24 protein-coding genes, 2 pseudogenes and 1 other annotated feature are annotated in these 23,383 nt (G+C 37.6%); of the genes and pseudogenes, 7 read left to right on the forward strand and 19 right to left on the reverse strand.

The window, feature by feature from the left end; all coding sequences use genetic code 11:
- Positions 1 to 368: 368 nt before the first annotated feature.
- Positions 369 to 902, reverse strand: a complete 534-nt coding sequence (locus tag QUF99_RS25905) for a hypothetical protein (RefSeq protein WP_289373911.1) — start codon at positions 900 to 902, stop codon at positions 369 to 371.
- A 146-nt stretch (positions 903 to 1,048) separates the two neighbouring features.
- Here QUF99_RS25905 and QUF99_RS25910 point away from each other — a divergent pair, with 146 nt between their 5' ends.
- Complete coding sequence (locus tag QUF99_RS25910) at positions 1,049 to 1,708, forward strand: phosphatase PAP2 family protein (RefSeq protein WP_289373913.1); 660 nt, start codon at positions 1,049 to 1,051, stop codon at positions 1,706 to 1,708.
- 119 nt (positions 1,709 to 1,827) lie between these two features.
- Here QUF99_RS25910 and QUF99_RS25915 read toward each other — a convergent pair whose 3' ends face one another.
- The 11 genes and pseudogenes from QUF99_RS25915 to QUF99_RS25965 form a co-directional block, all read right to left on the reverse strand.
- Complete coding sequence (locus QUF99_RS25915) at positions 1,828 to 2,841, reverse strand: PTS sugar transporter subunit IIC (protein ID WP_289373915.1); 1,014 nt, start codon at positions 2,839 to 2,841, stop codon at positions 1,828 to 1,830.
- 20 nt (positions 2,842 to 2,861) lie between these two features.
- Positions 2,862 to 3,812: an L-lactate dehydrogenase gene (locus QUF99_RS25920; protein ID WP_483298617.1), complete on the reverse strand. Its 951-nt coding sequence runs from the start codon at positions 3,810 to 3,812 to the stop codon at positions 2,862 to 2,864.
- A gap of 267 nt (positions 3,813 to 4,079) precedes the next feature.
- Positions 4,080 to 4,328, reverse strand: a complete 249-nt coding sequence (locus QUF99_RS25925) for a spore coat protein (RefSeq protein ID WP_289373918.1) — start codon at positions 4,326 to 4,328, stop codon at positions 4,080 to 4,082.
- A gap of 13 nt (positions 4,329 to 4,341) precedes the next feature.
- Complete coding sequence (locus tag QUF99_RS25930) at positions 4,342 to 4,527, reverse strand: hypothetical protein (RefSeq protein ID WP_289373919.1); 186 nt, start codon at positions 4,525 to 4,527, stop codon at positions 4,342 to 4,344.
- Between the two features lie 200 nt (positions 4,528 to 4,727).
- Positions 4,728 to 4,859: pseudogene (locus QUF99_RS25935) on the reverse strand (permease); the annotation flags it as partial.
- Positions 4,860 to 4,893: 34 nt separating this feature from the next.
- Positions 4,894 to 5,043 (reverse strand): annotated as a pseudogene (locus QUF99_RS25940) (TetR family transcriptional regulator); the annotation flags it as partial.
- The gene (locus tag QUF99_RS25945; protein ID WP_289373921.1) at positions 5,043 to 5,765 is read right to left on the reverse strand and encodes an MBL fold metallo-hydrolase; all 723 of its coding nucleotides are present in this window, start codon (positions 5,763 to 5,765) and stop codon (positions 5,043 to 5,045) included. The pseudogene QUF99_RS25940 and the gene QUF99_RS25945, both read right to left, overlap by 1 nt.
- Positions 5,766 to 5,925: 160 nt before the next feature.
- Positions 5,926 to 7,710, reverse strand: a complete 1,785-nt coding sequence (locus QUF99_RS25950; protein ID WP_289373922.1) for an acyl-CoA dehydrogenase family protein — start codon at positions 7,708 to 7,710, stop codon at positions 5,926 to 5,928.
- Positions 7,711 to 7,791: 81 nt separating this feature from the next.
- Positions 7,792 to 7,926 (reverse strand): hypothetical protein, encoded by a 135-nt coding sequence (locus tag QUF99_RS25955; protein WP_289373923.1) that lies wholly within the window; start codon positions 7,924 to 7,926, stop codon positions 7,792 to 7,794.
- A gap of 124 nt (positions 7,927 to 8,050) precedes the next feature.
- On the reverse strand, positions 8,051 to 9,226 hold the full coding sequence (locus QUF99_RS25960) for an acetyl-CoA C-acetyltransferase (RefSeq protein WP_289373924.1): 1,176 nt from the start codon (positions 9,224 to 9,226) through the stop codon (positions 8,051 to 8,053).
- 21 nt (positions 9,227 to 9,247) lie between these two features.
- Positions 9,248 to 11,629 (reverse strand): 3-hydroxyacyl-CoA dehydrogenase/enoyl-CoA hydratase family protein, encoded by a 2,382-nt coding sequence (locus QUF99_RS25965; protein ID WP_289373925.1) that lies wholly within the window; start codon positions 11,627 to 11,629, stop codon positions 9,248 to 9,250.
- 239 nt (positions 11,630 to 11,868) lie between these two features.
- On the opposite strand from QUF99_RS25965, the gene QUF99_RS25970 reads away from it, so the two are divergent.
- Positions 11,869 to 12,015 carry a YuzL family protein gene (locus QUF99_RS25970; protein ID WP_289373926.1) on the forward strand — a complete coding sequence of 49 codons (147 nt, stop codon included), beginning with the start codon at positions 11,869 to 11,871 and terminating at the stop codon, positions 12,013 to 12,015.
- Positions 12,016 to 12,117: 102 nt separating this feature from the next.
- A complete protein-coding gene (locus QUF99_RS25975) occupies positions 12,118 to 12,957 on the forward strand; it encodes a D-alanyl-D-alanine carboxypeptidase family protein (protein WP_289373927.1) in 840 nt (279 codons plus the stop codon).
- A 25-nt stretch (positions 12,958 to 12,982) separates the two neighbouring features.
- On the opposite strand, the gene QUF99_RS25980 is transcribed toward QUF99_RS25975, so the two are convergent.
- The 3 genes from QUF99_RS25980 to QUF99_RS25990 all read right to left on the reverse strand — a co-directional run bounded on the left by QUF99_RS25980 (position 12,983) and on the right by QUF99_RS25990 (position 14,970).
- Complete coding sequence (locus QUF99_RS25980; RefSeq protein WP_289373929.1) at positions 12,983 to 13,900, reverse strand: proline dehydrogenase family protein; 918 nt, start codon at positions 13,898 to 13,900, stop codon at positions 12,983 to 12,985.
- 408 nt (positions 13,901 to 14,308) lie between these two features.
- Positions 14,309 to 14,554, reverse strand: coding sequence for a YusU family protein (locus tag QUF99_RS25985; RefSeq protein ID WP_289373930.1), 246 nt, complete (start codon positions 14,552 to 14,554; stop codon positions 14,309 to 14,311).
- Between the two features lie 113 nt (positions 14,555 to 14,667).
- Entirely contained in the window at positions 14,668 to 14,970 is a 303-nt protein-coding gene (locus tag QUF99_RS25990) for an MTH1187 family thiamine-binding protein (RefSeq protein WP_286122570.1), read from the reverse strand.
- Positions 14,971 to 15,525: 555 nt separating this feature from the next.
- Here QUF99_RS25990 and QUF99_RS25995 point away from each other — a divergent pair.
- Complete coding sequence (locus tag QUF99_RS25995) at positions 15,526 to 16,194, forward strand: adhesin (RefSeq protein WP_289373931.1); 669 nt, start codon at positions 15,526 to 15,528, stop codon at positions 16,192 to 16,194.
- Between the two features lie 225 nt (positions 16,195 to 16,419).
- Positions 16,420 to 17,178, forward strand: coding sequence for a TrmB family transcriptional regulator (locus tag QUF99_RS26000; RefSeq protein ID WP_289373932.1), 759 nt, complete (start codon positions 16,420 to 16,422; stop codon positions 17,176 to 17,178).
- A 305-nt stretch (positions 17,179 to 17,483) separates the two neighbouring features.
- Here QUF99_RS26000 and QUF99_RS26005 read toward each other — a convergent pair whose 3' ends face one another.
- On the reverse strand, positions 17,484 to 18,656 hold the full coding sequence (locus QUF99_RS26005; protein ID WP_289373933.1) for an MFS transporter: 1,173 nt from the start codon (positions 18,654 to 18,656) through the stop codon (positions 17,484 to 17,486).
- Positions 18,657 to 18,773: 117 nt separating this feature from the next.
- On the opposite strand from QUF99_RS26005, the gene QUF99_RS26010 reads away from it, so the two are divergent.
- A complete protein-coding gene (locus QUF99_RS26010) occupies positions 18,774 to 19,076 on the forward strand; it encodes a hypothetical protein (protein ID WP_289373934.1) in 303 nt (100 codons plus the stop codon).
- 105 nt (positions 19,077 to 19,181) lie between these two features.
- Here the strand turns inward: QUF99_RS26010 and QUF99_RS26015 are convergent, their stop codons facing one another.
- From QUF99_RS26015 to QUF99_RS26025, 3 genes are all read right to left on the reverse strand, one after another.
- Positions 19,182 to 20,489, reverse strand: a complete 1,308-nt coding sequence (locus tag QUF99_RS26015) for an APC family permease (protein WP_289373935.1) — start codon at positions 20,487 to 20,489, stop codon at positions 19,182 to 19,184.
- A 65-nt stretch (positions 20,490 to 20,554) separates the two neighbouring features.
- Positions 20,555 to 20,793 (reverse strand) — a binding site (T-box leader).
- Between the two features lie 161 nt (positions 20,794 to 20,954).
- Positions 20,955 to 21,737 carry a membrane protein insertase YidC gene (locus QUF99_RS26020; protein ID WP_289373937.1) on the reverse strand — a complete coding sequence of 261 codons (783 nt, stop codon included), beginning with the start codon at positions 21,735 to 21,737 and terminating at the stop codon, positions 20,955 to 20,957.
- A gap of 30 nt (positions 21,738 to 21,767) precedes the next feature.
- Complete coding sequence (locus QUF99_RS26025; RefSeq protein WP_289373941.1) at positions 21,768 to 22,052, reverse strand: hypothetical protein; 285 nt, start codon at positions 22,050 to 22,052, stop codon at positions 21,768 to 21,770.
- A gap of 279 nt (positions 22,053 to 22,331) precedes the next feature.
- On the opposite strand from QUF99_RS26025, the gene QUF99_RS26030 reads away from it, so the two are divergent.
- Positions 22,332 to 23,225, forward strand: a complete 894-nt coding sequence (locus QUF99_RS26030) for a YitT family protein (protein ID WP_289373944.1) — start codon at positions 22,332 to 22,334, stop codon at positions 23,223 to 23,225.
- The last annotated feature ends 158 nt before the right edge of the window (positions 23,226 to 23,383 follow it).

Genomic DNA, 23,383 nt, shown 5'->3' on the forward strand with positions numbered 1-23,383 from the left:
TTATTTCAAACGATTATTCTCCAAACTCTAACTATTTTCGATGTCTATTTCATTTATCCTGCAAAAAAACATATAATTTTGGCTGATTTCTAAAAAATATTATGTCATACTGCTTTATCTTATGCCCATGCCTATATAATGACTTATACGTGTATACGAACACATATATTAAACAAACGTTTGATCAAATAAAGTGAAACTTTATTCAGTGGGGGTTTTCTTCATCCCCACCTAACTTCTTTGTTTCCTGTCGAAATTTGAGGTGGGGGTATTACTGCCCGCAAATAGCGAGATAAAAAAGCCGAACATACCTGTTAAACAAACGTTTGAAGTGGTGGGTAGTTGACAGTGGAAGCTTATTGGTCTTCTTATTTTCTGCTCAAATAATCTGCAATCGTTTGAAACACGTATATATACATATTATGAAGACTTTGCTCCGTAATCGTATCATTGTATAAACCAGTGCTCCAAGACCGCCCTTCACCACTTCCAATGTTTACGAACCCTTGTGTATACAACCCTTTTTTATTTACCAGTGCATTGTTATAATCTAAACCTTTTTCTATAAAAATCAAATACGATCTATCCTTTAAACCAATAAAAAACACTGGCTTTTTAAGCGTTAAAAATAGATCTGTATATTTGTCTTCTGATGCTGGCCCAAAATATTCTTTCATAACGAGAAATCCATCAACTTCCTCAGATTTCTCTTTCATTTCATCTAAAGTCACCTGTACAAACCTTATATTTCTAAACGTATCATTTGGTGCTTCACCGACAACCCCAATCACTAACGCTCTCCCACTATACTCTAAGGAAGCTGGCACATCCTTATTCTTTGTACATCCAGCTGCCCCTAAACATAGCAATATAACAAACAACAAGCTAAGCAAACGTTTCATCCCTAATCCCTCCATTTCAAAAATCAAGTGACAAAAATGTAAGCTTAATTCAAAAAATGTAAGTAAAATCGATAGCCCATTTTGTTTTTCCATATTATAATAATCAATTGGATTTACTTACATTACTAGAAAAATAGGAGACAACTATGAAAAAATATAAACTTTCGTCTTTTCTTCCATTAAGTTATATATTTCTACTTGTACTCGTAAGTCCCCTTTACGATGTACTCAATAAATCCGGCGTCCAAGCTGTTGATGTCACAACAATAGTCGATGATTGGATTCCGTTTGTAAAAGCATTTATTATTCCGTATTTACTTTGGTTTCCCTACTTATACGGTGCTTTAATTTACTATTGTTTTGCTGACCGCAAGCAATATTACGTTACACTAAGCAGTATCATTCTTGGAAAACTTACGTGCTTTTCGATTTATTACATGTGGCAAACGACAGTACCTCGTCCAGAAGTAGTAGGAACAGATGCGTTCTCAAACTTAGTTCGCTATATTTATAGTATTGATCAACCAGTAAATTGTTTTCCGAGTATTCACGTCTTAACAACATTCGTCATTATGTTAGCTGCTTATAAACGAAGAGAACAACACAAGTGGGAATATTGGATTCTTACTTTCTTTGGCATGCTCATCATTCTATCTACTTTATTCACAAAACAACATGCCTTTTTAGATGCTGTGTCAGGAATAGTAGTTGCCAGCACATTATACTTCGGCGTGCAATTGCTACTGGCATATCGCAAAGAAAAGGTTACGATACCTGTAGGACAACCCTATAAAGTGAAACTTTGATTAGTGTGGGTAGACTACCCATTCATGCGGGATAAAATGCAACAAAAAAAGCAGACTGTGGCTTCTTCAGTCTGCTTTTATCTATATAAAGGAAATTTCCAATATAATAAGTCTAACGATTAAGATTGTGGTACAGTCATGTCGCCAGATTTAATACGACCTGCTTTTCTTAGTACCATATAAAGGATATAAGAAACAGCTACCGGGATTACGATATAAGTAATGACCATTGCCGGTACAACACTTAATCCTTGATTTGAAATTAAATTAATTGGTGCAATAAAAGAACTTAACCCAAGTCCTGCAATCTCTTTTCCTGCTTCTAATTGGAAAATAAGTGCTGACACAGGCCCGACAATTGCGCTGGCAACAACAGTTGGCACAAGAATCATTGGATTTTTAGTAATATTCGGCAACTGTACTTTTGGAGTACAGAGCGCTTGGGCTAAAATACCACCTAAATTGTTCTCTTTTGCAGAAATAACAGAGAATCCGATAAATTGAGCTACACATCCTGCAAGGGCTGCACCGCCTGCAACACCGTCTAGACTAAGGGCAATTGCTAGCGCTGCTGATGAAGCTGGTGAGATTAATAATAGTCCCCAAACAACCGCAAGTACGATGGAAGCGATAAATGGACTACCTGCTGAGCTATCTTTAATAAATACTCCGATTGCATTTAATACAGGGCTAATATTTTGAGCTAACCAAATACCGACTACACCTGAACCTAATATTGCTGCGAATGGAACGAGCATCATATCTAAAGCAGTTTTCCCACTTAATCGTTTACCGATATAAACCGCTAAAGTTGCTGTTAATAATGCACCAATTGGTTCACCAGTTTTAATAATTAAACCGGCTTCAGTAATCGAAATCGATCCGGCTCCAAGCGCGCCGGCAATCATTGCAGAGAAAATAACAAGTCCATTTGCACCGAGCATAAAAGCAATCCCTGCTCCAATCGCTGGTGCCATCAGTGACTTCGCAACAACTCCGATTGTAATTAACATCGGGATATCAACAATTCTTCCTATATTTTCTATCAGCAAACCAATTCCGAGGGATACGAAAATACCTTGTGCAATCCCGGCAGAACCTTTGAATACACGAGACATGATATATTCCTTCATCTGTTTCACCTTCTCCTATTTTAGTAACCGATTGTTTTCATGTAGTCACGTAAAATATCATTGGATTTTGCAAATCGGTTTTCTTCAGCTTCAGATAAGTTCAGTTCGATAACTTCTTTCACACCATCTCTTGTAATAATCGCTGGTACACCTGTACAAATATCAAATTCACCATATTCGCCGTCTAGGATTGCTGAAACGGCAATCACGCGGTGGTCATCATTAAAGATAGATCTCGCAATATAAGCAAGTGAGTTACCAATACCGTAATAAGTAGTTCCTTTACGTTTATAAATCTCCCAACCAGCTTTTGCAGTTTTTTCTACAATTTCATCTAAATCAATTTCACCTAAACGCTCTTTTTGCTCTTCTAAAATTTGCAAGATTGGTTTGCCGCCAACTGTTGCATGAGACCAAGCAACCATTTGTGAATCACCATGCTCACCTAATGCATAACCATCAATACTACGAGGGTCAACTTCCAGCATTTCAGATAAAATTGTTCTCAATCGCGAAGAATCTAATGATGTCCCAGTACCGATCACGCGATTTCTTGGCAGACCTGATAATTTCCAAACTTGATACGTAATAATATCAACCGGATTAGATGCTAGTAAGAAAATCCCATTAAATCCACTTTCCATTACGCCTGATACAACACTTTCCATAATCTTCGCGCTTGCTCCTAAAGTATCCAAACGGCTTTGCCCTGGTGTCGGAGCTGGACCTGCTGTAATAATAACAATGTCCATATCTTTACAGTCTTCATAAGTTCCTGCATATACTTTTGTTCTTGTATTTGTAAAGTTAATGCAGTGTGATAAATCCATCGCTTCCCCAACTGCTCTTTCATGATTTAAATCGATTAGTGCTAGTTCCTCACAGATACCTTGATTCACAATTGAATACGCACAGCTTGATCCAACTAACCCAGTACCAATAATTGCGATTTTTCTTGTGTTTCTATTCATAAGAATCTCCCCTAAGTAATCATGTGATTTTATGTATTGTTCGTCCTTTATACCTTTCATTATAGAGATTTTCACTGTAGAAACCATAGATACTTTGTGAATCATCGAGCAAAGTTTATGTACTTTTTGTGAAATCTCACACAAACTTTTCGTCATATTTGTTACACCAAAAAATAAATTTATATATTCATCTTGACATATATATAAATAATAAATAAAAATAAAAAAAACGAATGAAACATCACATGATGTTCACTCGTTTTTTTATTATTGTGCGCTTAGTTGACTTTTCAGTTGCTGCACTACCGTTGGATTGGCAGGGGCAGCTGGTTGATAATATCCCTTTTGCAATGCATATTTATATACGTTACGTTGTCTTGTTTCATCTTGATTGCGAATGTGAATCAGCGTTTGATGTAACTTTTCGTTATTCGATTCTGCTATGTAATTCGCATAGCTAGTCAAACTAGCATTTAATTCCGATAAATAATCGTTAACCATATCTTTTTCGTTCATATTTGATACCCTCCTAGCCTAAAAAGGACATTAATTGTTGTTTTGTATTTCTTGCAGCTTGCGCATCTTGCTGTAGCATTTGTTTCAATTGAGGATCTGTACACTGCTGCGCATACTGATCTAATTTGTTCGCAACTGTCCCATGTCCCCCAATAATATGGCGTAAATTTTCAAGCTCAAGCTCGGTTAAGTTTGGCATAATAAAGACCTTCCTTTCTACATTGATTAATTGTTTGCATCCTTATTATTTAATGTCTTCTAGGTTTGTATACATTTTATGTAGCAGATCTCCAAAAGAAACACTACCATGTACACAATGAAATGCTAAAGTAAAAAAACCTCGGAATCTCTCCAAGGGTTTTCAAAAGGTTTCCTAATATTGTAACGATCTCAGGCTGCAAAACCAAGCAATGGAAAGTTTCCAAAATTCCCATGAAGTAATGACAAATCAACGCAATGCACAAGTAAATCAAGCGCCCAGTGGCTCAATACGACCGCCCCAATAACAAAACCACTCCACCTTCCCCAAAATCATTCTGCCAAAATGTCCTGCAAACATTTATTTTAGTGCTGCTTCTCCTTCCAAGTCATATGAGGAGAGCACGCCAACTGCCAAATCTACAATTTTCCCTCCCGTCCATTGAACATCTAAGTCTCGTAGAAGAGTAGCTTCTTCATACAATCCTGGATGTCTGCGTACAAAATCAACATATGCTACATTTCCTTTCCATCGAATAAATTTTGTTCCGCTTCTATAATGGCACGTTTTATCGCATCAAGCGGTTGCTTCATCATTCGTCCATGCCCTGCGGCAAGTAATGAAGGCTCATACTTCTGAAGCTTCTTGGCACTCTCTAATGACTTTTCTTTATTCCATGTTCCTATAGCTGGAAATGGAAACATCCATTTTATTTGTCCCGCTACTGCAATACCTCCGCGTGTTTGAAAAGCATCTCCTACAATTAATGCATCATTTCGGGTATCAAGAAATGACATAGAACCAGGCGTATGTCCTGACGTCGCTATTGCAAAAAGAGAGCCCACTCGATCTCCATCCTCTAATAAAATATCTGCTCTTGTTTTTACTTTTTTAGATACGCCACCTTTTATTGGTGTGTTCGGTTCATCTAATTGTAATGTCATATCCCCAGCTAACAAACGAGCATCTCTCTTTGAAATATAAACGGGAACATCGGGAAGCACTTGCTTTAGTGCATCAAGTGAACCAACATGATCGTCATGTGCATGTGTTAGCACAATTTTCGTAATGGGTTTCCCAATTTTCTGAGCTGCCTGCAAAATTCCTTTTGCACTATATGGCAAAGCGGCATCAATTAAAGTTAAACCATCTTCTTCCTCCACCAAATAGCAATTAACCGGAAACAAATTAGGTAAAAACGCTAATTGATAAATTGTACTTTCATGAATCATTCGCATCGTAAACATCCCTCTCCCTTAAAACTAACACCATTAGTTTTAACAAGAATTTTTTTCCAGTTATTCTTATTTTGAATATATAACCTAGATTTTAATTACATACATATTAAAAATAAAAAACAGTAGCCGCCCGGTGCGACTACTGTTTTTTGCCAAATCATTAAATTGTATAACGCTCATCCTCTAGCACTTTCGCTGCAATTTCACGCTTCTTCGGAATTACGTTAAGCGGTGTATGACGTGTAAATTTACGAAGTGCTGATAACATCATGCGCAGCATATCACCATTTTCTACAGCGATAATTGTTTCTTTCGCATGTGCTTCAATTTCGTTGAACGCTTCTTGACAGAACACTTCTGTGTATAGAACCTTTTGCTTATTCTTTTCAAGGCCTGTTACTTTGATTGCTTTTTCTGTACGAAGAACCGCAGATTCCATTGCATATAAGTTGCTCACGATATCAGCAATGTTGACAAGAACTTCTTGTTCTTTATCTAAGCCTTTACCGTATTTTTGAACCGCTAATCCAGCTACCATTAAGCCGATTTTCTTCGCATTATTTACTAAATATTTTTGAAGTGCTAATGGCTCATCGCCCACTTCTTCTGGCATCATCATCATTAATTCTTCTTGTAATTTTTGTGCTTTTTGCAGAAGTGGTAATTCACCTTTCATCGCTTTACGTAAGAACGTGCCTGGTACGATTAAACGGTTAATTTCGTTCGTACCTTCAAAAATACGGTTAATACGAGAATCTCGGTACATTCTTTCAATCTCGTATTCTGCCATAAATCCGTAGCCACCGTGAATTTGCACACCTTCATCTACTACGTAGTCTAGTACTTCAGAACCAAATACTTTATTTAATGAGCACTCAATTGCGTATTCCGCGATAGAAGCTGCTACAGCTTTACCGTCTTTTACTTGCTCTTCTGTTAGTGTACTCATATGGCTTTCAAATAAACCAACCGTACGATATACAGAGCTTTCTGCTGCATAAATTTTCGCTGCCATATTCGCTAATTTTTCTTGAATTAATGGGAAGCGAGCGATCGGTTGTTTAAACTGTTGACGTTGATTTGCGTATTGTGCGGAGATTTCTAACGCACGTTTAGAAGAACCAACTGTACCAACGCCTAATTTATAACGACCAATATTTAAAATGTTAAAGGCGATAACATGACCCTTACCAATTTCACCAAGTACATTTTCTTTCGGTACTAATGCATCTTCTAAAATTAACGTACGAGTAGAAGAACATTTAATACCCATTTTCTTTTCTTCAGGGCTTGTAGATACGCCTGGATATTCTTTCTCGACAATAAACGCTGTGAAGTGCTCGCCATCAACTTTTGCGTATACAATAAATACATCAGCGAAAGCTGAGTTTGTAATCCATTGTTTTTCACCGTTTAATACGTAATGTGTGCCCTCCGCATTTAAGCGAGCAGTCGTTTTTGCACCTAATGCATCAGACCCTGATCCTGGCTCAGTTAATGCGTATGCAGCTAATTTTTCACCTGTTGCCAGTAGCGGTAAATATTGTTTCTTTTGCTCTTCGTTACCGAATAATACGATTGGTAATGATCCGATACCAACGTGAGCACCATGTGTAATTGCAAAGCCGCCAGCGCGAGAGAATTTCTCTGCAATTAATGCTGAGCTAATTTTATCAAGTCCAATCCCGCCGTATTCTTCTGGTACATCAGCACCTAATAAACCAAGTTCTCCAGCTTCTTTTAATAAACGCACAGAGCGATCAAACTCGTGTTTCTCTAAATATTCAAGTTCTGGCAGAACTTCATTTACGATAAAATCCTCTGTCGTTTTTGCAATCATTTTATGCTCAGCTGAAAAATCTTCCGGCGTAAACACTTGATCAATTGTAATATCATCAACTAAAAAGCTACCACCTTTTACTGCGCTTCCCACTGTTTTTTCCATGAAAATTTCCTCCTTCATATTTTCATAAGCAGCTTCTCTCGTTTCAAGAGAAGCTGGCTCTCCCTTTATTTTTTATACCCTTTAGTCACTTCCACTTTTTATTTGTCCAGCTCCGATAGCTAGAACAGTCGGTCGTTTCGCTCCTTTCTTAGAGGCAAAAATCGCCTCTGCGTCAGGAACTCCAACACCCTCCTGTTCTGAACGAGCTATCTCCACTTTTTATTTGTCCAGTTCCGATAGCTAGAACAGTCGGTCGTTTCGCTCCTTTCTTAGAGGCAAAAATCATCTCTGCGTCAGGAACTCCAACACCCTCCTGTTCTGAACGAGCTATCTCCACTTTTTATAGTAATTCGAACACTCCCGCAGCTCCCATTCCGCCGCCGATACACATTGTAACGATACCGAATTGTTGATTGCGACGTTTCATCTCGTGAATAAGAGTTAATGTTAGTTTCGCTCCTGTGCAGCCAAGTGGATGCCCAAGTGCAATTGCACCGCCGTTTACATTTACCTTTTCTTCATCTAAGCCAAGTTCACGAATAACTTGGATAGATTGAGATGCAAATGCTTCATTTAACTCAAATAAGCCGATGTCAGATAGTTCAAGCCCAGCTAATTTTAGCGCCTTTGGAATCGCTGCAATTGGCCCAATTCCCATTACTTCTGGTGGTACACCAGCTACTGCGAAGGAGCGGAATTTTGCAAGTGGCTGCATGCCATCGCTTACTGCTTTTTCACGATCCATAAGAAGTACTGATGCTGCACCATCACTCATTTGTGAAGAGTTACCAGCTGTTACAGAACCACGAACATTAAATGCTGGACGTAATTTTCCAAGGACATCTAATGTCGTATCTGCTCTTACTCCTTCATCTTGTGAAAAGATGATTGTTTCTTCTTGTATTTTATTACTCGCTGAAACAGTGCGTAGCGTTACATCTACAGGGACTGTTTCGTCAGCAAATTTCCCTTCAGCTAATGCTTTCGCTGCACGCTGATGACTCCTTACTGCAAATGCATCTTGCTCTTCGCGAGAAATTCCATATTTAACAGCGACTTGTTCCGCTGTATGCCCCATGCCCATATAGTATTCTGGAGCCCCTTCTACAAGGCGGCTATTCGGACGAACGACGTGCCCCATCATTGGGACTAAACTCATAGATTCTGCTCCGCCAGATAATACTGCTTCCGAGTGACCGAGCATAATCCGCTCTGCTCCGTAAGCGATACTTTGTAATCCTGAAGAACAGTAACGGTTAATTGTAATAGCCGGAACATCGTAAGAAAGTCCTGCTAATCCGCCGATATTACGTGCCATATTTAACCCTTGTTCTGCTTCTGGCATCGCACAACCAAAAATCAAATCATCAATTGGTCCTTCATAGTTATTCGCACGTTTTAACGTTTCTTTTACTACTAATGCTCCTAAATCATCAGGACGAACTGTTTTTAATGAACCCCTCTTTGCCTTCCCAATTGGCGTTCTTGCTCCCGCAACAATGACAGCTTCTCTCATGAACGATATCTCCCCTCGTTATTAGTTACGTAATGGCTTTCCTTTTACAAGCATGTGCTGCATTCTTGCTTGTGATTTCATCTCACTTACTAAACTGATAAATGCTTCACGTTCCACATCTAATAAATACTGCTCATCAACTTCTGTTCCATACGGTACTTTTCCACCAGCAATGACATATGCGAGCTTTTTCGCAATGTGTAAGTCATATTCGGAAATATAACCAGATAGATGCATTGCTTCTGCTCCAAGCAATAGCGTTGCATATCCTGTTTCACCGACAACTGGTACCTTTTTACGAATCGGTGCTTTATAGCCTGCTTCATATAAAGCAAGTGCTTTTTGTTTTGCATCATATAGTAAGTGATCACCATTCACACTAATACCATCTTTATCGCCTAAGAAGTTACGAGAAACAGCTTCTTGCGCTGATGTAGATACTTTCGCCATTGCGACTGATTCAAACACTTTATTCGCAACCTTTTGCAGATCAAACTCTACACCGTTTGCCATCTTGTTGAGGTGTTTAATGTATAGCTCTTTATTACCGCCACCGCCAGGAATTAAACCAACACCAACTTCTACTAATCCCATGTACGTTTCGCTAGAAGCTTGAATGCTAGCTGCTGGTAAACAAACTTCTGTACCGCCGCCAAGCGTCATACCATATGGTGCTGCTACAACTGGCTTAGAGCTGTACTTAATTTTCATCATTGCGTCTTGGAAGTTTTTCACGACCCACTCAATTTCAAAGTAGTTATCATCTTGTGCTTCCATTAAGATCATCGCAAGGTTCGCACCAACGCAGAAGTTCTTCGATTGATTTCCAATAACAAGCCCTTTATAATTTTTCTCAACTTCATCGACAGCGTAATTAATCATTTGCGTAATATCCATACCAATTGCGTTACTCTTCGAATGGAATTCTAAGCAAAGGATGCCATCGCCTAAATCAATTAAGCTCGCTCCACTGTTTTTCTTTAACACACCATTTTTCTCTTTTAATTGTTTCAGAGAAATTGCTTTTTTATTACGCTGAATAAGCTTATATTCACCGTTATCGTAATAATAACTTTCACCATTATCATGTTTATAGAAAGAGCTAAAGCCTTTCTCTAACATTTCTTTTACCCATGCAGGAACAACTTGCCCGTTCTCTTCCATCTTTTGAATGGATTTTTCTACGCCGATTGCATCCCAAATTTCAAACGGTCCTTGCTCCCAGCCAAATCCCCACTTCATCGCTTGGTCAATTGCAACAATATCATCTGCAATTTCTTTATGAAGCTTCGCTGAGTATAGAAGAGTTGGCGTGATAATGTTCCACAATAACTCTCCAGCACGATCTCTCGCATATACAAGCGCTTTCAATTTGTTTGATAATCCTTTTTCTTGCTTGCTTAACTCTACGGAAGCAGCTCTCAATTTTTTACGTGCTTCATATTCCATCGTTTCGGGATTCAATTCTAAAATTTCTTTTCCTTGTTTTAAGAAGAATCCTTGACCTGTTTTACTGCCAAGCCATTTTCTTTCAAGCATGTCATGCATAAAAGCCGGTACTTTAAACACATCACGCTCTTCTTCCTGCACATTTTCATACACATTGTTTGCAACATGTACAAATGTATCTAATCCGACAACGTCTAATGTGCGGAAAGTTGCGCTCTTTGGACGACCGATTAGTGGACCTGTTACAGAATCTACTTCTCCAACGCTATAACCTCGTTTAATCATTTCTTGCAGCGTTACAAGTAGTCCGTACGTACCAATGCGGTTTCCAATAAAGTTTGGTGTGTCTTTTGCAGTAACAACACCTTTTCCAAGTACATCTTCGCCAAATAATTTCATGAAGTCTAACACATGTGGGTCTGTTTCTTTTGTTGGTATAATCTCAAGAAGTTTTAAATAACGTGGTGGATTAAAAAAGTGCGTTCCTAGAAAGTTTTTTTGGAAGTCAACTGAACGCCCTTCTGCCATTTTTTCAACGGAAATGCCTGATGTATTTGAGCTCACAATAGAACCTGGTTTGCGAACAGCATCTACTTTTTCGAATAATTTCTTTTTGATTTCTAAGTTTTCAACAACAACCTCAATAATCCAATCTACATCAGCGAGGCGTTCCATATCATCTTCCATATTACCAGCTTCAATTAATGCCAAATTTTGTTTCACTGTAAGAGGAGCTGGTTTTTGCTTTAATAATTTTTGCAATGCTCCGTTGCTAAAACGATTTCTTACACTTTTATGTTCTAACGTAAGTCCCTTCGCTTCCTCTTCTTTTGTAAGCGATGGTGGTACAATATCAAGCAATAATGTTGGTATACCAATGTTGGCTAAATGTGCAGCAATCCCTGAACCCATTACGCCAGAACCGAGAACGGCAGCCTTTTTAATTTGGAACATCCATTTCTCCCCCTTATTCTTGAATGAATGCTCATTCAATTTTTCGACGTACGTCGCAATCAATGAGTGAGCCTCTACTAATAAATATATGATACTGTTTAAATTTTCGCAATATATTTAAAAATAAAATTTTCTGAAACAAATTATTTTTTTACGTTTGGACATCCTATGATTGTGTATTTTCTTTACTAGAATACGCTTTTTTCTTTTTAGAATTTGACGAAAACGGAGGAATTTATATGGCAAAGCTTAAGAAAGACCCTTCAAAAGCAGGTGTTAGTGCTGCTAGCGTAACAGGAAATGCAGGTCCAGTAGATCGTGGCATCGAAAAAGGTCGCCAAGGAAACAATCAACAATACAAAAAACAAAACATGGGTGAAAAATAACGCTATATCTTTGGGCAGGGAACGTGGCATAATGAATATTGGGCCGCTTTTCTGCCCAATTTATTTTGTATACATAAGGCGAAACAAACGAGGGACTGTATGATGAAACGAACAATAATCATGATTGTGATGATTGCTACACTTTTTACAAGTATGATTTTCTTCTCTTACGCAAAGCGCCAAAAGGACGTTAAAGATAACGGGCCTGCTATCACAGGGAAATACGGCATTACAATTGATGCCGATACCGGCGAAATCCTATATGGAAAACGAGAACAAGAACGTTCTTACCCAGCTAGTGTAACAAAAATGATGACCACTCTTCTTTTACTAGAGAATGTAAAGAAAGATGAAGAAATTACTGTCACAGAAAATGCTACAAAAACCGAAAGTCAGAGTAAAAAAATTAAACTTCGCGCTGGTGAAAAATTAAAAAGAGATGAAGCATTAAAACTGATGCTCGTCATTAGTGCTGATCCAATTGCTGAATCTATTGCAGAGCATATTGCAGGATCAAAAGAAAAGTTTGTAAAAATGATGAATGAAAGAGCCAAAGAGCTCGGGGCAAAGCATGCGACGTTTAAAAATGCGAGCGGGGCTGACGCACTCGGCAATAAGGTATCACCTTACGATATCGCAATCATTACGAAAGAAGCATTAAAATACCCAATTGTACTAGATTATATGAATACGACGCGCACAACATTACATACTTCACAGCGATCTCCAAAAATCGCAAACTATGGCCGCGAAGAACTTTATAATGATTCATATGCAATTGGAAGTAAAAGTGGTTTATCTGCTTTAGGAAAATATACGGTCGTAACAGTTGATGAAAAAGATGGTAAACGCGTTATTAACGTTGTATTTTCTTCTAGTCGTACTCAGTTATACCCTGATACGAAAAAGATGGCCCACTACGCTTTCGAACAATTAAAATAAACCAAGGAAGTTTTTCTTCCTTGGCTTATTTTCTTATCATTCCTTTTAGAACAAACGCAACGTTTGCTGGACGTTCTGCTAAACGGCGCATGAAGTAACCGTACCAGTCATTTCCATATGGCACGTATACACGCATTTTATATCCTTCTTTTACAAGCTCAAGCTGACGCTCTGGGCGGATACCAAATAACATTTGGAATTCAAATTGATCGCGCGAAATGTTATGCTCTTCGACAAGTTTTTTCGTATATTCAATAATTGCATCATCATGTGAGGCAATTGCAGTATAATTTCCATTTAATAAGTGCATTTTAATAATTTTTTTATAATTGTCATCTACATCTTTCTTGTCTGGGAACGCAACTTCTTCAGGTTCTTTATAAGCCCCTTTTACAAGACGTAAATTAGGACTGTATGCATTCAAATCCTCAATGTCTTTCTCTGTACGGTATAAATACGCTTGAATAACCGTACCAATATTGTCATATTCTGATTTTAGTTGTTTAAAGATATCAATTGTTTTGCCGCAGCGTGAATAGTCCTCCATATCAATCGTGACAAACACACCGTTTTCTTTTGCTGCATCTAAAATGCGGCGCATATTATTCATTACTATATCATCTGAGATGTCTAGTCCCATAGAAGTCATCTTTAAAGACAATTGTGAATCCAGACCTTCACGTCCAATTGCACGAATGGCTTCGATAGACTGGCTTGCCATTTCATTTGCTTCTGCTTCGTTATCAACGAATTCACCTAAATAATCAATCGTAACGCAAAGATTTTTTTCATTTAACTGCTTAATAGCAGCGGTCGCTAATTCAATCGTTTCCCCTGCGACAAAGCGCCCTGCACCAAAGCGTAAACCGTATTTTTTCGCAACTTTTGTAAGCGCTTTATTTTTTGATAAAAAGAGAAATGAATTGCGCATTAATTGTTCCATGTAAACCACCCCTATGACTGTAATTTATCTGTTTTTTACCCCTCTTCAAAATTATATCATTCTTTAAAATTATTTGATACAAATAATTATTTAGATAATTAGCAATTTCATATGATAATGTTTAAATCCTTGATATACCGCAAAAAACAGCACACAAAAAATTTTTCGACAAATCTGAAAAAAACCATGTAAAACGCTTACAATTCAACGGGAAATTTAAAAAACAGCACCATTCCTTCTATCTTAGTGTCAAACAGGTAAAATAACAGACAAATATTATATAGCGATACTAACCACCTGTATTTATCACATTCGAATTTGCTGCTTAAGTGCTTTCCATCCGTGATACATGAAAATCTCTATATATCCTATGAAAAAAGCCGCTCAAATGAGCAGCTTTTTTCATTCTTATTTATGATTACGATTTTCTTCATTTAATCGTTTAATATCCGCAATCAATTTTACCATTTCTTCTTTTCCATCTGGATACGTTTCATTCCAATGTTTTACAAGTGCAGGCATCGTTTTTGCAATGTAAGAATACAACGCCCATTTTTGCACCTGTTCTTTTCGTTCTTCATTGCTTTCTCCTAGCAATAATTCTGTATACTTTTCAAGCAAGCCATCAAACTGCTCATTAAACTTATCATTCATCGCTCTTCCTCCTTCTCTAAATTCCACAATTGATAATAAAAAAGTGTATCATGGCTACACCCGTCTTGCCTAATTTATCCATAGAAAAAAGCAGCGGAAATCGCTGCTTTTTTCTATAATTTTGATCGAACAGAGTTTAATTTCTTCTCCATCGTACTTTCTTTATCGCGACGATCATCAATACGAATTGTTGTCGCTACTCGCTGTGCACCTTTTGAATATGGTACCTCATGCATTTGTTGAATGACTTCAAATAATACGGGAAGTTCTCCCTCAATCACTGTATTCATCGGTGTTAATTGGTACTTCACGCGATCAGCATTTTTCTCTAATACTTTTTGTACTTCTGCTACATATTCACTTACGCTTGGATTACTTGTTCCAACTGGAATAATCGATACATCAACAATTGCCATGATAGTTCCCTCCTATGTGTTTCTCTTTTCTATTGTACAGAACCCTCTCTCACTTTACTAATCATAACTACCGTGAATGACCCCTCCTTAACATTCTATATAAATTCATTTTGATTTTTCGACATATAAGCCGCGGCTATGGATAACAACAGGTGACCTGTACTCGTTTTCTTTCTTTGTTTTCACTTGGCATGGGGCAGGAAAAGGATCTGACCGCTTCCATGCATGGCCGGATGCTCTCTCCCGCCTAAAAAGAAGGGCTTTATGTCGGTTTTTTAATTTGGATTTATATAATGAGCTGTTTGAAGAAGGGGCTTCCTGTTTCATAGAGCATGGCTGATTGGATACCCAATCAGTCTGACATCCTCTCCGCATGCGTCGTTTATATTGTTCGGACACATGCTTTAGGAAGGGAACTTCTATTGGAGTACTGTTAAATTTATTTTTCACCATATGCTTATCCACTGTAACGCGAACCAATTAGTTATGCATATAGTGATGTTATCTCTTTAAAAAGCACCATAATTCCCGATACTTTTGGAAGGACGTGAACACATGAAAAAGTTGTTTCTTACTTTATTATTAGCAGCGCCCCTCTTATTCGGAACAGCCGCATGTGAAATCGGATCTGGAAAACCAGATCCTAAATCAGTAGAAAAACCGGCACCTAAGCCAGTTCCTCAACCTACTCCTACTCCACCAACAGCTCCTAACCCACCAACAGCTCCTAACCCACCAACAGCTCCTAACCCACCAACAGCTCCTACTCCACCAACAGCTCCTACTCCACCACCAACAGTTGATACAGACCGTGCTATGCAGAGTTTTGTAAATACGATAAATACAGTTGGAAAATCCACCGGAATCAATATAAGCAATATAAAAGTATATTCAGAAGATCCACAAGCAAAAACATATAACGGACTATTCAGCAATAAGTTCGGATTTGGCATCACAATTTATAAATCTAATGGTAGTATTGGCGCTATTGCTATCGTCGGATCAGGCACTTCTAAAGAACAAATTAAATCTTTCTACTCCACAATAAGTACCGTCATTCGTAGTATTGACTCACCTCTTAGCGAACAAGATGTAGAATCCATTCTAGAAAAACTTGGTTCGAAAGACCTCTCAGCCAAACGCTATTCAACACAAGCAATTGGTGGTACATTAACCGTATCTGAAAATAACGGCACGCTTACGTTCCAAGCCATTCACAATTAAATATTTGCTAAAGAATAGAGTCATTGCTAACTCTATTCTTTAATTCTACGTTGTACAATATGCTTTTCTCACTCTGTTCATTCTCTTGTCTATAGCGGACACTTTCTCAAAAGGGACAACTTATGATATCTTGGCTGCATAGACATCCTCAGAAATAGTAGCACTTGTATAAACACAAATAGTTCTTTATTCTTACTATAGAGTCTAACTTGTTCGGGAGGCATTATGTTACAAAAATTCGGATTCTCACAATATGAAAGCCAAACATATGAAATAGTGGTCTCAAGCAATGAACCACTAGATGCAACAACGATTGTCAAATATTCAGGTGTTCCAAAAGCCAAAATATATGAGGTGTTAGCACGCCTCATCGATAAAGGGATGATGATGGACTCTGTCTCGGAAAAGAAAAAGCTGTATACGGCTTTACCGCTAGAGCTTGCCATTCAAAAATTAACTGCAGAATTTCAATCTAATATTAAAGAGCTACAAACAACCGTTTCAAAAAGATCTTTTACAGATGACCGTGTTTGGAGCTTAAAAATGCAATCTTCTATTCAAGTTCAAAGTAAACAACTTGTAGAAGACGCCAAACATTCGATTCGGATTTCTGCTTGGAATGATACGTTTTCAGAATATCTTCCCTTATTAGAAGAAAAAGCAAAGCAAGGTATAGATATTGAAGCACTTGTCGTCGGAGAGGTGGAAACGGAGCTACAAAACGTACATTTTCTTATTCCAACTGAAGAACATAACGCGTTAGAACGCTACCTACTCCTTATCGTTGATGATCGTGAAATTTTATTTGCCGGAGTAGAACAAGAATCTTGGCAGGCGATGAAGACAATGTCACAGCCATTCGTGAAATTTTTTACAGAGTTCTTTTATCATGATGTTGCTCTTGCGAAAATTACCGAAAAGCATCACGATCTCTTTATGAATGATGAGGAAATACGAAGCATTTTAATGAAGCTGCGATATTAAAAATAGTAAAGGTTCTTCCTTTGCTATTTTTCATTTTGTTTTTTTATGTCGGATAACAGAGCAATAATCTTTTCATTTTGTTTGATTTGTTCCTCTGAGTTCATATAAATGAAGCGAATCCACCGGAATACAAATACAATTAAAAGCAAAGGAATTATGAAAAAAACAAAACCCATGAAAGATGTCATTATCATTATATATCCTCCCCTTCCTCCATCTCTCTATAGCAACATTTGATTCATTTGTAACAATCCCTTTTAACAGTTTTCTACCTTATTCCTCATTCATATAAAAAAAAGAACCCGTCACACGACAGATTCTTTTTTCATTGCATGGGTAGATTGCCCTCTCGTAATCGAGAAGATTGCACATAGTAGTGCAAGAATGACGAAGCCACCACCTACCCAAGCATTATAGATAACAGATGATTTCTCAATCACAGCACCGCCTACGGTTGAGCCAAGAGCTATCCCTAAATGCAGCGCCGAGTTGTTTAAACTTTGCTGAATACCAGCTGATTCTGGTGCAATTTCAATTAAATAATTTTGCTGTGCGGGTGAAATCGCCCAGCTTAACATACTCCAAATTGCCATCATCACAATAAATAACGGAAAAGAGAATGTCATCATCGGCAATACAAAAATCGCACATGCAAAGACGATAATAATCGAGATAATACTTTTCTTTGATCCCCATTTATCTGCAAGCCAGCCACCAAAACCACCGCCGATTACCGCTGCAATTCCGAAAATAAAGTAAAACACACTAATCCAATTTGCTTCTACATGCATGATATCTTTTAAAAATGGTGTTAAATATGCATATAGTGTTAAATGTCCTGTTAAGAACAGAAACGATGTGAGTTGTGCACTTACAATCTTTTTATCTTTTAACGTAGCAATTTGTTCTCGTACAGACAATACAGGTGCCGGTGGAACTTTTGTTAAAAATAAAGAAATGCAAACAATCGCTAGTATCGCTAATACCGAGATTAAAACAAATGGTGCACGCCAGCCATAGGCATTCCCAAGGACAAGTCCTAGTGGTACTCCAAGTACAAGCGACCCGCTAATTCCCATAAAAATAATTCCAATTGCACGCGCACGGAAATGTGGTTCTACAACACTAGAAGCCAATGTCACCGATAGTGCAATAATAAGGGATCCACTCGCTGCACAAATGACACGCGAGAACATCAGCATCATATAATTTAAACTAAGGGCTGAAATCACATTTCCAACAAAGAAAATACATAATGCTCCTACATATAATGTTTTACGTTCTATTTTCCCCGTTACTGCCAATAAGACAGGTCCAGAAAGAGCAAATACAATCGAAAATATCGTAATTAATTGTCCTGCCGCACTAATGGAAACTCCTAAATCACTTGCTACTAAATCTAGTGTTCCTCCAATAATTAATTCAACCGTCCCGACTACGAATGCCGCAATCGCTAATATATATACACGAAAATTCAAGTTCCCCCCCACACTTTCTCTCGCTCTCTTTTGGTTACTACAATAATAGTAACCAAAAGATTTCTCGGACGCAACCCTTATTTTTTATAGTAATTTTTTCCTTGAAACCGAACATGCATGGGATTGCAAATTATTCAAAGAGTACAACGATTAGAACAGGCGTTATCTCAAAACCCTCTTGTTGCAGATATTTTTCCGCAAGGTTCCATCAAAATGCGAACTATTTACGAAGAGCCGATGTTGTTGTCGCTATACATGATTTTGAAAATACACGTGCAATTGTTCTCATTCAAAAAAGACAGTGCCTCGAACCTTATGCTCACTAAAAGTTTTCATGCGTATTTCAAAAAAGTAGAAGCTATGGTCACATACGATTTTCTTCAAATGCCAGCCATTCCATATGAAGGTCCTGTTATTTAATCATACAAAAAGGAGGTATCTGCTAAAAGATACCTCCTTTCAAAATCCTTTTATCCCGCACTAACGGGCCGTAAAACCCCACTGAGAAAAGTTTTACTTTATACGTTAATTTGCTTTTTTCCTATTCAAGTACCAATAAACCGGAAGTCCTGTAAATACTATACCAATTGATAAGAAACAGCTTATCGGATCATTGATAATTGCACTTCCAATTACGAACAGTGACCCTAAAATCGCTACAATTGGTACAATCGGGAATAGCGGTACACTATACGCACGCTCTTTCCCTTCATTACGTTTTCGTAAAATGAATACACCAATAAATGTCATCACATAGAAAATATAAATGATAAATACGGAAATCTCAGAAAGCTTATTTGGATCACTAATAATCATTAAAATAATACCTAATATTATTTCAAAAGTAATCGCATTTGCAGGTGTTTTAAATTTCTCATGTGCCTTTGCAATAAACTTAGAAAATGGAAGTTGTCCACGTTCTGCCATCGACATTGGAATACGAGGAAATGTTAAAATCTTTCCGTTTAAACATCCAAAAATAGAAATAATAATACCGATACTAATGATTTTTCCGCCATGTTCTCCAAGCAGTATTTCTGCTGCTGTCGCTGTCGCATTTTCTCCAAGATCCACAATTTTCGCTGCTGGTAATACTTTCAGTAACGCTAAGTTAATTAATACGTAAGCCGCTGTTACAATTAAAATCCCTACTGTCATAGCCTTTGGTAATAGCTTTGTCGGATTCTTCATTTCACCGCCGATAGAAGCAAGTAAAATCCAGCCGTCATAAGCAAATAAAGTCGCTAAAATCGCCATCCCAATGCTTTGATTTTCTGATATTGGTACAACTACATTAAAGATGTCGCTATTCCCTTTCCAAAAACCTAACACAACAATTAATATGATGGGAATCATCTTTCCAACTGTTGTAATTGTTTGGACAATGCCCCCATACTTCGTTCCCATACTATTGACAACACCAAGGAACACAACTGTTCCAATTGCGATCGGTAAGTTCCATACTTTATCTAAATAGAAAAAATTAATGACTAAAGAACTAAAATATAAACCTAATGTTCCAATAATAGCTGGGCCGTATACAATTGTTTGCATCCAGCCGGATAAATATCCCCAAAAGCTCCCATAAATCTCCTCTAAATACGTGTACAATCCACCATTTTTCGGAATTTGCGCTCCGATTTCAGCTACAGTTAAACCGCTAGCTAATGTTAACAAACCACCTACTACCCAAGCGAAAATTGCCATATTAGAACTCCCTGAGTAATCTAATACGCTTCCTGGCTTCATAAATACACCAGATCCAATGATAGTCCCTACAACGATAGATAGTGCCACCGTTAAACCAATTTTGTTTTTCTCATCATGATGCATGCTGCGTATCCTCCTTCCAATCCTAGTGTGATGCAAAAGTAAAATAAAAAAACACTCCTCCCTAAAAAAGGGACGAGTGTTTTATTCGTGGTTCCACCCTTGTTTCAATTGATAAAATTAAACACACTTCACCAATCTCTCAAGTCTAGATAACGGTTTTTGCCGGCAAGCAATTACTAGATATTCGTTCACTGCTGCAGTTCAGAGGTGGTAATCCATTTTTTCGTATTAGAAAGCTTACAGCCAAAGGCTTTCTTCTCTGAGAATCGTAAAAAACAAATCTTGTCCTCATCATCACTTATTATTGTCGAATTTTGTAGTTATTGTCCATTATATTGAATTTTTCAAAAAAAGCAAGAATGTTTTTTATATAACATAGAAAAAATACCCTTACTTATATTGTAAGAGGTTATAAAAAAGCCTCAAAAACAACAAAAGCCGCTCATAAACAGAGCGGCTTCTTCTCTATGCTTTTTGTAATTGTCCTTCTTCACGTTCCATTACTTTACGCAATACAATCATTTGAAGCATTATAAATACATTACCTGTAATCCAATACAGCACAAGTCCCGATGGTGCCGCAAATCCCATAAATAAAATCATGGCTGGCATCATAAACTGCTGTATTTTCAACATTTGAACTTGGTTTCCTGCCGCCGTATTAGACTGCATAATCTTCATTTGAATAAAGGTTGTCAGTGCAGCAATGATCGGCAATATATGATATGGATCTACATGTCCTAAGTTCACCCATAAAAACGAAGATGTACGAATCTCTTCCGTACGACTAATTGCATAATACAGTGCCGAGAAAATAGGCATTTGTATTAAAAGTGGTAAGCAGCCCATCATTGGGTTCGCACCGCTTGTGTTCATCAGTTCCATCATTTCTTTTTGATACTTTTTTTGTTTCTCAATATCTTTACTAACATCACCATGCTTCTCTTTCAATTTCTGCAACTGTGGCTGCATCTTTTTCGTTCTCATTTGAACGCGATATTGCGTCACAGCCAACGGTATCATTGCTGTACGAATCACGAGTGTAATGATAATAATCGCAATGCCGAAGCTTCCGCCTGGTACATGATGTGCTACAAATTGAAGCATAAGCGAGATCGGATAAACAAAATAGTGATCCCAAACCCCGGTACTATGTGCATCAATTGTTGCTGTATTACTACAGCCAGATAAAACAAAAACAAATAATAATGATAAACTAACGAGCCAAGCTCGGTATGATTTTAACACGTTCACATTCCTCCAATGTTTCGTAATTAGTTAGCGAAACATTGGCATATATGGACCGACCTCATCACTCTCTCCGCTCGATTCTTGTCTGCGAACTGAACGGACCATCCCATATTTATAGAAGATAGAGAAAAGCGGACTATTTCTTACATGCTCCTCACATGTATCAACTACTGCGAAAACCTTTTGTCTACCGCCATATGTTTGCTGACGAACAAAACGAGAAACATTAGCGTGAAAAAAGACTTCTAATAAACAAAGTGCTGTCGTTACAACAGATATATATAGAATTGCATCCTGCAATAAAAATTCCATCGCTTCACATCCTTACTCGACCAATTGTAGCATATTTCACACATGATCTCTATTTCCCTTTATTTCCTATAAAAAATATTTTGTATATTTTTTCAAAAAAGTTTTCAAATCGAACGGTTGTATTCGCTTTCTTTAGTATATTCACGCAAATCGATGAATAGGTTTGTTTTTTTGGGAATTTATAAAATTTTCTTATTATAATAAAACGGTTGCCAGTTTTTGAAAAAAGCATTATTCTCTTCTTGTAATCAAAAATGAATTATGGAGATGAAACACACTATGGGTCAATTAGGAGACGCCGATTACGTTCCCGATACCGCCTTTTTATCCTTCCCAGCAGCTAGAACATTTCATTTAGAATTCATGATACAGTTGATTGTTATTTTTATAGCTTCCATTTTGTATGCCATTTCGATGAATATGTTTTTTATCCCACATAATATGATTAGCGGTGGATTTGCTGGCGTTGGGATGATTATTGGTTACTTAATGCATTATAATATCGGTGCACTTATCTTTTTATTAAACATCCCGCTTCTTGTTCTAGGCTATTTTTATTTAGGACAGAAAACAACTTTTTTAACAGCTTATTTTGTAGCAGTATCATCTTTAGCCATGAATATTATCCCGGTACACCAAATTTCAGATGATATTTTACTTTCTTCTGTATTTGGTGGTGTAATCTGCGGTGCTGCATCAGGAATTATTTTCCGATTTGCCTCTTCAACAGGTGGATTTGATATTATTGGGTTAATTGTAGCGAAATATAGAGATATTTCAATTGGCGCTATTATTTTTGGCTTCAACTTAATCCTACTTGTTGCCGCTGGTTTTATTTTCGGATGGGATATTACCCTATATACGTTAATTAGCCGTTTTGTGGTCAGTAAAGTCATTGATGCAGTTCACACAAAACATATTAAATTAACGATTATGACAATTACCGAAAAGGGCGAGGAAATTAAAAGAGCACTACTGCATCACGGCATACGTGGTGTAACAATGGTAGACGCTGTCGGCGGCTATACCAACCATAAGAAAAAAATGATTTACACTGTCGTAACTCGTTACGAATTAGGAGAAATGAAGCGTATTATTCGTCAAGTAGACGGTCATGCGTTTATGAATATTACAGAAACCGTTGAAATTGTTGGACGTTTCAAACGTATATGAGAAAACGCAAGGAATTAGGATTCCTTGCGTTTTTATTTATCACGCTATTTGTGGCCCACCTCAAAATTCAGCGCAAGCAAAGAAGCTAGGTGGGGGATAGACTGCCTATAAAAGCCCGATTGGTGAGGGGTAATACAAGTTTCTTATTACATCACCTA

The organism is Bacillus sp. DX4.1 (assembly GCF_030348195.1).
Classification (GTDB): domain Bacteria; phylum Bacillota; class Bacilli; order Bacillales; family Bacillaceae_G; genus Bacillus_A.

Excerpts from the sequence above, each read along its gene's own strand:
- QUF99_RS26030 (WP_289373944.1), top strand. The coding sequence starts at position 22,332 with ATGGGTCAATTAGGAGACGCCGATTACGTTCCCGATACCGCCTTTTTA.
- QUF99_RS26000 (WP_289373932.1), top strand. The coding sequence starts at position 16,420 with ATGTTACAAAAATTCGGATTCTCACAATATGAAAGCCAAACATATGAA.
- QUF99_RS26025 (WP_289373941.1), bottom strand. The coding sequence starts at position 22,052 with ATGGAATTTTTATTGCAGGATGCAATTCTATATATATCTGTTGTAACG.
- QUF99_RS26010 (WP_289373934.1), top strand. The coding sequence starts at position 18,774 with ATGGGATTGCAAATTATTCAAAGAGTACAACGATTAGAACAGGCGTTA.
- QUF99_RS25950 (WP_289373922.1), bottom strand. The coding sequence starts at position 7,710 with ATGGAAAAAACAGTGGGAAGCGCAGTAAAAGGTGGTAGCTTTTTAGTT.
- QUF99_RS25930 (WP_289373919.1), bottom strand. The coding sequence starts at position 4,527 with ATGCCAAACTTAACCGAGCTTGAGCTTGAAAATTTACGCCATATTATT.
- QUF99_RS25915 (WP_289373915.1), bottom strand. The coding sequence starts at position 2,841 with ATGAAGGAATATATCATGTCTCGTGTATTCAAAGGTTCTGCCGGGATT.
- QUF99_RS25925 (WP_289373918.1), bottom strand. The coding sequence starts at position 4,328 with ATGAACGAAAAAGATATGGTTAACGATTATTTATCGGAATTAAATGCT.
- QUF99_RS25965 (WP_289373925.1), bottom strand. The coding sequence starts at position 11,629 with ATGTTCCAAATTAAAAAGGCTGCCGTTCTCGGTTCTGGCGTAATGGGT.
- QUF99_RS25980 (WP_289373929.1), bottom strand. The coding sequence starts at position 13,900 with ATGGAACAATTAATGCGCAATTCATTTCTCTTTTTATCAAAAAATAAA.
- QUF99_RS25960 (WP_289373924.1), bottom strand. The coding sequence starts at position 9,226 with ATGAGAGAAGCTGTCATTGTTGCGGGAGCAAGAACGCCAATTGGGAAG.
- QUF99_RS25945 (WP_289373921.1), bottom strand. The coding sequence starts at position 5,765 with ATGCGAATGATTCATGAAAGTACAATTTATCAATTAGCGTTTTTACCT.
- QUF99_RS25975 (WP_289373927.1), top strand. The coding sequence starts at position 12,118 with ATGAAACGAACAATAATCATGATTGTGATGATTGCTACACTTTTTACA.
- QUF99_RS25985 (WP_289373930.1), bottom strand. The coding sequence starts at position 14,554 with ATGAATGATAAGTTTAATGAGCAGTTTGATGGCTTGCTTGAAAAGTAT.
- QUF99_RS25990 (WP_286122570.1), bottom strand. The coding sequence starts at position 14,970 with ATGGCAATTGTTGATGTATCGATTATTCCAGTTGGAACAAGTAATCCA.
- QUF99_RS25970 (WP_289373926.1), top strand. The coding sequence starts at position 11,869 with ATGGCAAAGCTTAAGAAAGACCCTTCAAAAGCAGGTGTTAGTGCTGCT.
- QUF99_RS25995 (WP_289373931.1), top strand. The coding sequence starts at position 15,526 with ATGAAAAAGTTGTTTCTTACTTTATTATTAGCAGCGCCCCTCTTATTC.
- QUF99_RS26015 (WP_289373935.1), bottom strand. The coding sequence starts at position 20,489 with ATGCATCATGATGAGAAAAACAAAATTGGTTTAACGGTGGCACTATCT.
- QUF99_RS25920 (WP_483298617.1), bottom strand. The coding sequence starts at position 3,812 with ATGAATAGAAACACAAGAAAAATCGCAATTATTGGTACTGGGTTAGTT.
- QUF99_RS25910 (WP_289373913.1), top strand. The coding sequence starts at position 1,049 with ATGAAAAAATATAAACTTTCGTCTTTTCTTCCATTAAGTTATATATTT.
- QUF99_RS25905 (WP_289373911.1), bottom strand. The coding sequence starts at position 902 with ATGAAACGTTTGCTTAGCTTGTTGTTTGTTATATTGCTATGTTTAGGG.